Source organism: Kitasatospora sp. NPDC056446, assembly GCF_042796115.1.
GTDB lineage: Bacteria > Actinomycetota > Actinomycetes > Streptomycetales > Streptomycetaceae > Kitasatospora.
In genome coordinates, this window is record NZ_JBHTRF010000014.1 from 83,602 (window position 1) to 95,789 (window position 12,188).

9 protein-coding genes are annotated in these 12,188 nt (G+C 74.8%); all 9 read left to right on the forward strand.

Translation table 11 applies throughout. The annotated features are described in order from the left end of the window. Positions 1-216 precede the first annotated feature (216 nt). Positions 217-1,845: an ADP-ribosyltransferase domain-containing protein gene (locus tag ACFQ6N_RS11690; RefSeq protein ID WP_380648607.1), complete on the forward strand. Its 1,629-nt coding sequence runs from the start codon at positions 217-219 to the stop codon at positions 1,843-1,845. Between the two features lie 134 nt (positions 1,846-1,979). After that, positions 1,980-4,205, forward strand: a complete 2,226-nt coding sequence (locus ACFQ6N_RS11695) for a HelD family protein (RefSeq protein WP_380648608.1) — start codon at positions 1,980-1,982, stop codon at positions 4,203-4,205. A 301-nt stretch (positions 4,206-4,506) separates the two neighbouring features. Next, positions 4,507-5,829 (forward strand): helix-turn-helix domain-containing protein, encoded by a 1,323-nt coding sequence (locus ACFQ6N_RS11700; RefSeq protein WP_380648609.1) that lies wholly within the window; start codon positions 4,507-4,509, stop codon positions 5,827-5,829. Between the two features lie 258 nt (positions 5,830-6,087). Next, entirely contained in the window at positions 6,088-6,654 is a 567-nt protein-coding gene (locus tag ACFQ6N_RS11705) for a cobalamin B12-binding domain-containing protein (protein ID WP_380648610.1), read from the forward strand. Continuing rightward, the gene (locus ACFQ6N_RS11710; protein WP_380648611.1) at positions 6,651-8,210 is read left to right on the forward strand and encodes a methylaspartate mutase; all 1,560 of its coding nucleotides are present in this window, start codon (positions 6,651-6,653) and stop codon (positions 8,208-8,210) included. The genes ACFQ6N_RS11705 and ACFQ6N_RS11710 overlap by 4 nt, the downstream gene beginning before the upstream one ends. After that, a complete protein-coding gene (locus tag ACFQ6N_RS11715) occupies positions 8,207-9,202 on the forward strand; it encodes an asparagine synthetase A (protein ID WP_380648612.1) in 996 nt (331 codons plus the stop codon). Before ACFQ6N_RS11710 ends, ACFQ6N_RS11715 begins: the two co-directional genes overlap by 4 nt. Further along, positions 9,199-10,485: a glutamate synthase-related protein gene (locus tag ACFQ6N_RS11720; RefSeq protein ID WP_380648613.1), complete on the forward strand. Its 1,287-nt coding sequence runs from the start codon at positions 9,199-9,201 to the stop codon at positions 10,483-10,485. The genes ACFQ6N_RS11715 and ACFQ6N_RS11720 overlap by 4 nt, the downstream gene beginning before the upstream one ends. Next, positions 10,478-11,773 carry an MFS transporter gene (locus ACFQ6N_RS11725; RefSeq protein ID WP_380648614.1) on the forward strand — a complete coding sequence of 432 codons (1,296 nt, stop codon included), beginning with the start codon at positions 10,478-10,480 and terminating at the stop codon, positions 11,771-11,773. The genes ACFQ6N_RS11720 and ACFQ6N_RS11725 overlap by 8 nt, the downstream gene beginning before the upstream one ends. 204 nt (positions 11,774-11,977) lie before the next feature. Then, positions 11,978-12,184 (forward strand): MbtH family protein, encoded by a 207-nt coding sequence (locus tag ACFQ6N_RS11730; protein ID WP_380648615.1) that lies wholly within the window; start codon positions 11,978-11,980, stop codon positions 12,182-12,184. Positions 12,185-12,188 lie beyond the last annotated feature (4 nt).

Below are 12,188 nucleotides of genomic sequence, written 5' to 3' on the forward strand. Positions count from 1 at the left end.
CTGCTGATGTGGACGACGCTAGCGGGCACCTCTGACAATCCGTCCGTCGCCGGTGTCCGGCTGCCGGGGCGGGCCGGATTGTCGGACCCGGCTGGTAGGACTGTGGTGTCCGCCAGGGAGCCTGACGGATCGTCACCTGCCGATCATCACCTGCCTGTCGTCTGCCATTCGCACGGTCCCGGCCGCCGGGCCGCCTCACCTCCTTAGGGCACCACCATGAGCGCTGTCGACACCCCCGCCACCCAGCCCGACGCGAACGACCCGAACGACCCGCTCGCCCTCGCGGAGCTCTTCGCGGGCGGCGGCGAGCCGTGGCTCCCGCTGCTGAAGCCGGTCATCGAGGCGCAGCCGGGCGCGGCCTCGTTCATCGGCCCCGCCCGGGGCCCGGACGTCGTCCCCGTCCGGGAGCTGACCTTCCAGGCGCTCAAGCCGCACGCGCCGCACAAGTGGAAGGTCGTGGTCTTCGGCCAGAACCCGTACCCGCGGTCGGAGAGCGCGACCGGCATCGCGATGTTCGACAACACCTTCCACGACTGGAAGGACAGCAAGTTCGGCCGGGTGGTCAGCATTCGCTGCATCATCAAGGCGGCGGCGATGTGGAAGTACGGCATCCCCAAGAAGACGCCGATCGCCGACATACGGGCACTGCTGGAGCAGCGGCAGACGGTCCAGCCGCCGGAGTGGTTCCAGGCGATGCTCACCCAGGGCGTGCTGCTGCTGAACGCGGCGCTGACGGCCGGCAGTGACGGCGCGACGCGGCCGGACCAGCACACCGCGTTCTGGCGGCCGGTCGCCGAGCGGATCGTCGAGGAGATCCTCCGGGCCAAGCAGCAGGCCGCCGAGGAGGACCGCTACGTGGTGTTCGCGTGGTGGGGTGCGCACGCGCGCAGCCTCAAGAACGTCGTGCTGCGGCTGCAGAAGAAGTACCCGGAGGTCGAGGTCCGGCACCTCGACCACGCCAACCCGGCGGCCCAGGGCGACATCTTCTGCGACGGCGAGCACTTCGGGACGGTGAACGCCGCGCTGGCCTCGCTCGGCGCCGACGAGGTCGACTGGCTGCCCAGCGCGGGCTGGAACGCGGGGGCGGCCGACGGCGGCGGGGCCGACGACGGGGTCGCCGAGCGGATGGGCGCCTTCATCGCCTCCACCATGGAGCTGCACCAGCTCTACCTGGACCGCCTCGCGAGCGTGAAGGACGAGGGCCTCGTCCTGCCCGCGATCACCGGTGTGTTCGACACCCCGCTGATGGGCTTCCGGGAGGCGGCGGCCTCGGTCGCCGAAGTGCTGCGCGGGTTGGACCGGCACGTCGCGCTGTCGCACGACTTCGGCAAGCGGAGGGCGGACGAGGGGGCCGGCGGCCTGTCGGCGGACGAGGTCGCCGCGCTCTACCTCTACACCTGCGAGTCGGCGTTCTACCGGGAGATCAACGCCGTCCTGCGCTCACCGGACCGCGGCCGGCTGGTGCCCTACCTGCCGTACCTGCGGCTGCTGTTCGCGGCGGTCTCGCGGCTGCCCGCGCGCACCGCGCCGCTCTGGCGCGGGGTCTCGCTCGACCTGCGTCGGCAGTACCCGCTCGGGAGGACGGTGACGTGGTGGGGCGTGTCCTCCTGCACGTCCGAGCTCGGGGTGGCGAAGGCGTTCCTCGGCAGCCGGGGCAAGCGGACGCTCTTCGAGGTGCGCCCCGTCCGCGCTGCGGGGATCCGGAAGTTCTCGGCGTTCACCGGCGAGGAGGAGTTCATCCTGCTGCCGGGCACGCAGTTGCAGGTCACGGACGTCCGGGCCGAGCGCGGCGGACTCTGCACGGTGACGCTGACCGAGCTGGAGGAGGCGCCCCTGGTGTCCTGAGCCGATCGGCGCGCCCCTCGGGTCCGGGTGGGCCTCCGTCAAGGAATCCATGACTGAGTAAGAAGCTTTACTCAGTTCAGTTATGCTGGATTCCGAGCGGCAGGCGAGTCCGCTGCGAGGAAGGGACGTGCACGATGACCCCGGAAGACCGGCCGACGGGCGCTGAGCCGGAACCGCGCGCCCTCGACGGCGAGCTGGAGCGGGAGCGGGCCTACGTCACGCTCTGCCGGGCGGCGACGGCCCGGCAGGTCGAGGACGCGAGCCACCAGGTCGTCGCCGGGGAGGACGTCTCCGGCGACGGTGCCAGCGCGGAGGCGCTCGGCCGGTACCTGCGGACACGTGCCAAGCGGATGGCGGAACTGCCCGAGAGCCCGTCGTTCTTCGGCCGCCTCGACTTCGCCGACGTCCCGGAGGCCGGAGACCACCGTCGGCAGCGCTACTACGTGGGCCGCCGGCGGATCTCCGAGGACCCGACCGTGCCGCCGCTGGTGGTCGACTGGCGGGCCCCGGTCTCCCGGGCCTTCTACCAGGCGAGCGCCCAGGCCCCGCTCGGGCTCGCCCGGCGCCGCAGGTTCGGCTGGGCGCCGTGGAGCCTCGGCGCGCCGGAGGAGCTGACCGGGCTGGAGGACGAGCCGCTCGACGGCGCGGCCTCGTCCGGGGCGGACGGCGCGGAGAGCGCTGCGGGCCGTGCCGGGGACAGCGCCGGGCGCGGCGCGGCGGGTGGCCTCCTCGCGGCCGAGATCGAGCGGCCCCGCACCGGCCCGATGCGGGACATCGTCGCCACCATCCAGCCCGAACAGGACGTACTGGTGCGGGGCGGACTGGCCGAGTCCGTCTGTGTGCAGGGCGCGCCCGGCAGCGGCAAGACCGCCGTCGGCCTGCACCGGGCCGCGTACCTGCTCTACAGCTTCCCGCAGCGGATCCGGCGCGGCGGCCTGCTGGTCATCGGCCCCAACCGGACCTTCCTGCGCTACATCGCCGAGGTCCTCCCCGCCCTCGGCGAGATCGACGTCACCCAGTGCACCGTCGAGGACCTGGTCGCCGCCCGGTCGGCGCCCTCACGGTCGGCTCCCACCCGTCCGGGTGCCGGCGGGCCGGCCGCCGCCTGGGCCGTGACCGGGACGGACGACGAGCGGGCCGCCGCGGTCAAGCAGGACGCGCGGATGGCGACCGTGCTGCGCCGGGCCCTGTACGGGCGGATCCGGGCGGGGGGCTCGGAGCCGCTGGTCGTCCCCGACGGCTCCTACCGGTGGCGGGTGCCGCCGGAGCGACTCGACCGGATGGTCGCCGAGCTGCGCGACCAGGCGCCGCCGTACGCGATCGGCCGGGAGAGCGTCCGTACCCGGGTGGTGGCCATGCTGCAGGACCAGGCCGAGCGCCGGGTCGGCGTGCTGCCCGCCGCCTGGCAGCGGAGGACCGGCCGCTGCAAGCCGGTGTCCGCCTTCCTGGACGCGGCCTGGCCCGATCTGCGGCCGGCGGCCGTGGTCGCCGCACTGCTCGGTGACCCCGCCGTCCTCGCCGAGGCCGCCGACGGGGTGCTCGGCCCCGAGGAGCAGGCGGCGATCCTCTGGCGCCGGCCGCCGCGCTCGGAGAAGAGCGCCAAGTGGTCCGAGCACGACCTGATGCTCCTGGACGAGGTGGCGGGACTGATCGAGCACCCGGCCGGCTTCGGCCACGTCGTCGTGGACGAGGCCCAGGACCTCTCGCCGATGCAGTGCCGGGCGATCGCCCGCCGCAGCGCCTTCGGCTCGCTCACCGTCCTCGGCGACCTCGCCCAGGCGACGGCGCCCTGGGCCGCCCGCAGCTGGCCCGAACAGCTCGCCCACCTGGGCAAGCCGCAGGCCGTCGTGGTGCCGCTGACCACCGGCTTCCGGGTCCCGGCCGCCGTGACGGAGCTCGCCAACCGGGTACTCGATGCCCTGGACGTGGACGTGCCGCCGGCCGTCTCGCTGCGGCGGGACGGCGAGCTGACGGTGCGCAGGGTCGACGGGACGGGCCCGGGCGGTGCGGCCGGTCTGGGCGGCGCGGCGGTGGCGGCGGTGCGGGCCGCGCTGGAGCAGGAGGGGTCGATCGCGGTGATCGCGGCGGACGGCACCGTGGCGGAGGCGGGCGAGGCCCTGCGGGCGGCCGGGATCGAGACGGCCTCGGCCGAGCAGGTCGGCAGCGCGGCCCGGGTGACGGTGCTGCCCGCCTCGCTGGTCAAGGGCCTTGAGTACGACCACGTGGTGGTGCTGGAGCCGGCCGCGATCGTGGCGGCGGAGCCGCGCGGCCTGCACCGGCTGTACGTGGTGCTCACCCGGGCGGTCTCGCGGCTGGACATCCTGCACTGCCGTCCGCTGCCCGCACCGCTGGCCGGCTGACGGCGGGGCCCGGGCCGCGAAGCCCGGTCGAGGGGTCGGGGCGTGGGGTCGGGTCGTGGGGCCCGGCGGCCGGACCGTCATCGGGCGGAGCCGGCCCCTGCCCGGCAGCGCCGCTCCACGGCCGCTGACCTGCGGTGGGGCCGGGCGCAGATCGGCCGGAGATCCGCCGTGGATCCCCGGCCGAGAAGGTCTCCCCAGCGGTCGTCGGACCGGACTCGGCCGGACGGGCCGGACGGCGGCGGCCCGGCGCCGGGCGGCAGGGCAGACCCGCCCGGGCGGGAATCAGCGTGGGGAGAGCAACATGGACGGGACTCACTTCGGCGAACTCCTCAGGGCCCACCGGAACCGGCGCGGCCTGACCCAGCGCCAGCTGGCCGACCTGGCGACGCTGAGCGTGCGCGCGGTGCGCAACCTCGAACTGGGGAAGGCGCAGCGCCCCCGGCAGGAGACGGTCAGGCTGCTGAGCGAGGTGCTGCGGCTGAACGACTCGCGCCGGGCCGAGCTGGAGTCGGCGGCGTACGCACCGGCGCCCGGGAGCCGGCAGGGCATCGGCGAGTCGGTGGCCCCGCCCGCGCCGACCGCTCCGATGATCGGCCGGATCGCCGAACTCGACGCGCTGATGCGGATGCTGACGGTGGACGGCCACCGCTCGCTGAGCATCGTCGGGTTGGGCGGGATCGGCAAGACCCGGCTGGCGCTCGAACTCGCCGGGGCGGTCCACGCCGGGTGCGGGTGGCCGGTGCTGTGGCTGCCCTGGCAGTGCCTGCTGGACCCGGGCGCGGGCTACGGCCGGCTGGCGGACCTGCCGGTCGGCATGCTGCTGCCCGAGGCGGCGGGCGACCCGAGGCGGGCGCTGGCCGCGCTCGGCCCGCTCATCGGGGACTGCCGGCTCCTGCTGGTGATCGACGGGCTGGACGCGGACGGCGACCACGCCGCCGAATTGGCGGGGCTGCTCCAGCGCTGCCCCCGGCTGCGGGTGGTGGTCACCGCGCGGACGCCGCTGCGGACGGCGGGCGAGCAGGTCGTGCCGCTGGGGCCGATGCCGGTGCCGGGGGACCCGGCCGTCGGGGCCGCCGAGCTGGCCCGGATCGAGTCCGTCCGGCTGCTGGTCTCGCACGTCCACCGCTTCCACCCCGGGTTCCGGCTGGACGAGGCGACCGCGCCGGCCGTGGCGGCGATCTGCCGCCGGCTCGACGGGGTGCCCAGCGCGCTGGGGCACGCGGCCGAGTGGTTCCTGACCGAGGGCCCGGCGGACCTGCTGGCCCTGGCCACGCACAGCCCGCTGGTGCTGGCCTCCTCCCCGAGCGGGTCGGGCCAGCACGCGGACGCCCGGCGCCACCTGGGGCGGAGCCTGGCCGTGCTGCCGGAGGCCGGCCGGCGGGTGCTGGAGCGGATGGGCGGGCGGACCGAGCCGTGGACGGTGGCCGAGGCGGCGGGCCCGGACCCGGAGGCGTCCGGGTACGCCGAGACCACCCGGGCCGTGCACGGCCTGCTGGTCCACGGGCTGCTCCGGGAGACCGCCGACGGGCTGCGGCGCCGCTTCACCGTGCTCAACCTGGTCCGGGCGCTGACCGCCGAGCGGCCGGTCGGTGCGGGTGTGCCCGTGCCGGTGGGCGGCGCCTGAAGGCCGGAGGCCGGGACGACGCGGCCCGGGACGACGTGAGCCGGGAGGACGCGGCCCGGGACGACGGGGCCCGGGACGACGGGGCCCGGGCGGACGGGCCGGCGCGGAGCCGAAACTACCGCTCGGATGCCCCTGGGAGTGCCCTTCGCGGGCCGGGGCCGTCACTACGTTCGGCTCAGTCGGCAAACAGCCGACCTCAGCGAGCTCATCGAGACGTCAGATGCGACGCGACAAGCGGCATCCCGGCGGAAGCGAACTATGGAAACAGAGAACACGCGCTCGGCCATCGCGAGAACCGAACTCAGTGTCGTCGTCTCCGGCGTGATGTCCGACGCCCACACCTGGAACCTCGTCTACCTCCAGCTGCTGCTGGAGGAGTTGGGGCACCGAGTCGTCAACCTCGGGCCCTGTGTCCCCGGCGACCTGCTGGTCGCCGAATGCCAGTGGCGCCGTCCGGACCTGATCGTGCTCAGCAGTGTGAACGGGCACGGCTTCCAGGACGGCCTGATGGCGATCGAGCAGTTGCGGGCCAGTCCGGAGCTGGCCGACTGCCCGGTGATCATCGGAGGGAAGCTCGGCGTGCGGGGAGCCGAGGACGGCGACCGCTCGGCCGAGTTGTTGCGGGCCGGGTTCGACGCGGTCTTCGACGACTCGGGCGGGGTGACGGCCTTCCGGTCCTTCATCGGATCACTGACGAAGGCGGCCCTGGAACCGGCCTCCCCGCACCCGGCCGCCCCGCACCCGGCCGCCCCGCACCCCGTCGCCCTGGAACCGGCCGCCCAGGCCCGGGCCGTGGCGGCCCTCGACGCGGGAGGTGCCCGATGACAGCCGAACCGGCGCGGACCGGCGAAGGCCCGGCCGCCGGTACCGAACGGGCAGCCGCCCCGGGTGGCGCCCGGGTCGTCCCGGCCGCCGTCCGGGGCGTCCCGGTCCGGCGGTCCGGCTTCGGCGAGTTCGTCGCCCGCGCGCACGCCCGCGGCGAACTCGTCGTCCAGCCCCGGATGGGCTTCAGCGACCCCGGCGAGATGCGCGCGGGCCTGCTCGCCACCAAGCGGGCCGGGGCCACCACCGTCGGCACGCTCACCCTGGACAGCTACACCCGGGTCGGCGAGCACGACGCCGCCCGCCGGGCGCTGGAGGCGGGTGTCCGCCTCAACGGCTATCCGATCGTCGCCCAGAGTGCCGCCCGCACCCGGGCGGTCCTGGACGGCGCGCTGGACGAGGGCTTCCCCGTCCAGGTGCGGCACGGCTCGGCCCGTCCGCAGCGGATCATGACGGCGCTGGCCGAGGTGGGCCTGCACGCCACCGAGGGCGGCCCGGCCTCCTACTGCCTGCCGTACGGCCGGGTGCCGCTGCGGGAGTCGGTGGAGAACTGGGTGGAGTGCTGCCGGCTGCTGGCCGCCGTCCGGGAGACCGGCGGGGAACCGCACCTGGAGACCTTCGGCGGCTGCATGATGGGCCAGCTCTGCCCGCCGTCGCTGCTGGTCGCGATCAGCCTCCTGGAGGGGCTGTTCTTCTGCCAGAACGGGCTGTCCGACGTCTCGCTGAGCTACGCCCAGCAGACCAGCGGCGTCCAGGACGAGGAGGCGGTGGCCGCGCTGCGCCGACTGGCCGCCGAGTTCCTGCCGACGCCGTACTGGCACATCGTCGTCTACACCTACATGGGCGTGTTCCCGCAGACCCCGGAGGGGGCGGCGGACCTGCTCGCCGCCTCGGCGCGGCTCGCCGTCCGGTCCGGTGCGTCCCGGCTGATCGTGAAGACGGCCGCCGAGGCGTTCGGGATCCCGACCGTCGGGGAGAACGTCACCGCCCTGGAGCACGCGGCCCGGGTGGCGGCGGCGGAGCGGTCGGCACCGCCCGGCCGGGCGGACGGGGACAGCGAGGTCTACGCCGAGGCGCGGGCCTTCGTCGAGGCGGTGCTGGACCTGGACGGCGTGGTCGCCCGGTCGCTGCCGCGCGCCTTCGAACGCGGCTACCTGGACGTCCCGTTCTGCCTGCACCCGGACAACGCGGGCCGGTCCCGCAGCACGATCGACGACTCCGGCCGGCTGCGCTGGACGGCGGTCGGCGCGATGCCGCTCGGCCGCTCCTCCGTCGCCGGGCTGACCCGGCCGCTGACCTCCGGCGGACTGCTGAGCTCGCTGTCGTACATGCAGCACAGCTACGACCGGGCCGGACTCGACGGCGCCGCGGGCCGTCCGATCGCGGCGGGCCCCGCCGGCCCCGCGGCCCTCACCGCCCACGAGGCGTACCAGGCCCCCGGCAGCCTCCAGAACCACGGCAGCCACCAGACCCACGGCGCCCGCCAGCCCGACGAGACCCCCGAGACCCACGAGACCCCCCGGACACCGACTCCAGAGAGTACGAGGAACCGACCGTGACCACCCCCTTCGCCGTACCCGAACTCCCGCACCCGCGCGCCCACCTGACCTCCCCCGTCACCCGGGGCGCCCTGAGCCTGCAGAGCGGACTGCTGGCCGCCGCCCGCGAGTTCCTGCGCGACAACGGCTTCACCGAGCTGCTGCCGCCGATCATCGGCCCGGTCACGGACCCGGGCAACCGCGGCGCCAAGCAGGTCGACATCGACTACTACGGCCACCGCTACAAGCTGATGACCAGCGCGATCCTGTACAAGCAGGCCTCGCTGCTGGCCTTCGACAAGATCTTCTACGTGGCGCCGAACGTCCGTCTGGAGCCGGTGGAGACCGCCGGCACCGGCCGTCACCTCACCGAGTTCCACCAGCTCGACGTGGAGGTGGCCGGCGCCTCCCGGGACGACATCCTCCAGCTGATCGAGGACCTGGTGCGCCACATGGCCCGCCACGTGGTCGCCGAGCACACCGCCGACCTCGAACTGCTCGGCCGCGACCCGGGCGCGTTCACCGACCTGATCAACTCCGCCTTCGACCGGATGTCGCACGCCACCGCCGTCGAGCGGCTGCACGACCTCGGCCACGGCCAGAGCCCCGACGCCGAACTCGACTGGCCCGGCGAGGCGTTGCTCTCCGGCAAGGCCAGCCGCCCGTTCTTCGTCACGGACTACCCGAAGGGCTCGCGCGGCTTCTACGACCGGGAGAGCCGGGAGGACCCGGGCGTGCTGCGCAACTTCGACCTGATCGCCCCCGAGGGCTACGGCGAGCTGTGCAGCGGCAGCGAGCGCGAGTCCGACTACGCGCGGATCGTCGCCCGGATCCGGGAGACCGGCGAGAACCCGGCCAAGTACGCCTGGTACCTGGAGACCGCCCGCGAGGGCATCCCGGCCAGCTCGGGCTTCGGCATCGGCCTCCAGCGGCTGACCCGCTACATCGCCGGACTGGACGCCGTCTGGCAGGCCACCGCGTTCCCCAAGCTCGTCGGGACGGTCTCGCCGTGAGCGCCCTGCACGCCGTCGGCCTGCCGACGGACGCGATCCGCGCCCGCGCCAGGACCGGCACCGCCGCCGCCTTCCCGTCGGCGGACGACTACGGCCACACCCTGTACGGGGACGAGGGCCTGACCGCCGCGGACCCGCTGGACCGGGCCAGGCTCGTCCCGCCGGTGTTCGTGCCGCAGCGGCTGGAGAAGCTGATCGACCTCGGCCGCGAGCCGCTCTTCTCCGACGTCGCACTCGCCACCGCGGTGGGCGGCTTCGCCTCCGCGCTGCCCGTCTACGTCTCGGCCTTCGGCTCCACCCAGGTCGCCAGCCGGGACCTCGGGGTCGCCGCCGCCCGGCAGGCCGGCCGGCTGGGCATCCCGATGGTGATCGGCGAGAACATCGTCCCGGTCCAGGGCTACGGGCGCGCCGAGTCCGACGAACAGCGCGCCCTGCTCCGCCGGATCGAGGCCTACGCCGAGGAACTGCCGGACGGTCTGGGCGGGTTGGTGGTCCAGCAGAGCACCGAGGACGCCGACGCCGAGGTCTGGAACCTGGTCTACAGCGACCCCGGCACCCGGGGCCTGCTCGAATCCGGGCGCCTGGGCTTCGAGTTGAAGGTCGGCCAGGGCGCCAAGCCCGGGCTCGGCGGGATGACCGTCCTGCCGCGCGCCGAGGCGGCCCGGCTCGCCGACCGCTTCCAGCTCCAGGACGTCTTCGGCGCGGACGACCCCCGGGTGCTGCGCAGCAGCAGCCCCGGCACGTTCACCGACGAGATCCTGCGCCAGCAGATCCGGCTGATGCGCAACAACTTCCCGCACGCCCGGGTGTGGGTCAAGCTCCCGCCGGCCCGGGACGTCGCCGCGGCCGCCCGGGTGGCCTGGGCGGCCGGTGCCGACGCGGTCACCGTCGACGGCGCCGAGGGCGGCTCGGGCTGGGCGCCCACCGCCTTCCCCGCCCAGGTCGGCCTCCCGCTGCACGAGTGCCTGCGCCGGATCCACCCGGCCGACGGCTGCCTGCTCGCCGCCGGCCGGATCTGGGAGGGCGCCCGCGCGGCCAAGGCGCTCGCCCTGGGGGCCACCGCCGTCGGCCTCGGCCGGGCGGCCCTGCTGGCCGCCGACGAGGACCCCCGGGACGGCCTGACCCGCCTGGTGGAGTGCCTGGCGCTGGAGCTGCGGCTGATCACCAGCGCGCTCGGCGTCTACTCCACCGGCGCGCTGACCGTCGAGGACGTCTGGTTCGGCGCCGGTTCCCGGGGGCCCGAGGGCGCCCCGCGACCGGCCGAGGAGCACCTCCATGGCTGAGACCGAGACCCTCACCCGCAAGGACGGTCCCGGGCAGCCCGAACAGCACGCCTTCGGCAGCCCGTTCCACCCCGGCTACCTCGGCTTCGTGGTCGCGAACGGCTTCTCCGCGATCGGGAACTCCGCCTGGTTCGTGGCCCTGACCGTGGTGCTCACCGAGATCGCCTCCCCGACCGTGGTCGGTGCCGTCCTGGCGCTCTCCTCGCTGCCCGCGCTGCTGGGCCTGCTGGTCGGGGGAGCGGTGGTCGACCGGACCGGCCCCCGCCGGGTCATGATCGTGGCCGACCTGCTGCGCTGCGCCATCCAGGCCGCGGCCGCCGTGATCGCCTGGGCCGGCCACCTGTCGGTCGTCGTCTTCGTGGCCGTCCTGCTCCTGACCAACCTGATGGACGCCTTCTTCATGCCGGCCTCGGGGGCGCTGCGCCCCCGGCTGCTGCCGCGCGAGCACCTGCTGCGGGGCAACTCGCTGTTCCTGCTGGGCTCGCGCGGCGGCCAGGCGGTCGGCGGGCCGATCGGGGCGGTGCTGATGGGCGCGGGCGGTGCGGCGCTGGTGGCCGGCTTCGACGCGGTCAGCTTCGCCGTCTCGGCCGTCGCGGTGCTGCTGATGCGGATCCCGGCGGTGCTCAGGGCGCCGGCCGCGCCGCCGGAACAGGCCGCACCGGAGGCCGCGGCCCCGCCGCCGGAGGGCCTGGCCGCCCGGATCAGGGAGGGCCTGCGCTACATCCGGGGCCACCGCGACCTGTTCTGGCTGATGGTGCTGATCGGCCTGAGCGAACTGGCCAGCATGGGACCGGTCAACGTCGGCCTGGTGCTGCTCGCCGACCGCTTCGGCACCCCGCTGGGCGTCGGGGCGCTGCTCACCGCCTTCACCCTGGGCGCCGTCGCCAGCTTCCTGATCACGACCGCCTGGCCGACCCGCCGGCGCAGCGGAGGCGTGGTGGTGGCCGGGGTCGCGGCCCAGGGGCTGCTGCTGGCCGGCCTGGGCCTGGTCGGGTCCTTCGTGCCCGCCGTCGTGCTCTACTTCGGGCTCGGCGTGCTGTCCGGGATGGTCGGCAACGTGCTGGGCTCGCTGGTGCAGCGCTGGTCCGCGCCGGAGGTGCGGGGCCGGGTGATGTCCGTCCTCACCATGACGGCCTTCATGGCCGCGCCGGTCGGCAACCTGCTGCTGGGCGTGCTGGTCAACGCGGTCGGGCTGCCGGCCACGATGGTCCTGCACGGCGCCGTCGCGGGGCTGGCGGCCGTCATCGCCCTGGTCCGTCCCGCCATCGGCCGGGCCCGGCTGGACTGACTCCGGGGATCGACCCCGGCCGGGCCGCCCCGGCCGGGGGAAGTGCCCCCGGAGTGCCTCGCCGAGTGCCCCCCGGGGGCGCCCCCGGACCGTAGTTTCGTAGAGACAGCCCACCGTGTTCCGCAAACCCCCTCCCGTTGCGCCCGAACGGATCTGACGGAGCATCAGATCCGTGGCGAATTCCGAGACATCAGGAGCCGAATCATGAGCAACCCGTTCGAGAACCCCGACGAGTCCTACTTCGCGCTGGTCAACGACGAGGGCCAGTACTCCCTGTGGCCGGCCTCGATCCCCGTCCCCGAGGGCTGGACGGTCGCCCACGGCGAGGACGCCCGGGAGGCCTGCCTGGCCCACATCGAGGCCGCCTGGACGGACATGCGGCCGAACAGCCTGATCCACGCGTCGAACTGACCTC

Excerpts from the sequence above, each read along its gene's own strand:
- ACFQ6N_RS11700 (WP_380648609.1), top strand. The coding sequence starts at position 4,507 with ATGGACGGGACTCACTTCGGCGAACTCCTCAGGGCCCACCGGAACCGG.
- ACFQ6N_RS11710 (WP_380648611.1), top strand. The coding sequence starts at position 6,651 with ATGACAGCCGAACCGGCGCGGACCGGCGAAGGCCCGGCCGCCGGTACC.
- ACFQ6N_RS11730 (WP_380648615.1), top strand. The coding sequence starts at position 11,978 with ATGAGCAACCCGTTCGAGAACCCCGACGAGTCCTACTTCGCGCTGGTC.
- ACFQ6N_RS11725 (WP_380648614.1), top strand. The coding sequence starts at position 10,478 with ATGGCTGAGACCGAGACCCTCACCCGCAAGGACGGTCCCGGGCAGCCC.
- ACFQ6N_RS11705 (WP_380648610.1), top strand. The coding sequence starts at position 6,088 with ATGGAAACAGAGAACACGCGCTCGGCCATCGCGAGAACCGAACTCAGT.
- ACFQ6N_RS11695 (WP_380648608.1), top strand. The coding sequence starts at position 1,980 with ATGACCCCGGAAGACCGGCCGACGGGCGCTGAGCCGGAACCGCGCGCC.
- ACFQ6N_RS11690 (WP_380648607.1), top strand. The coding sequence starts at position 217 with ATGAGCGCTGTCGACACCCCCGCCACCCAGCCCGACGCGAACGACCCG.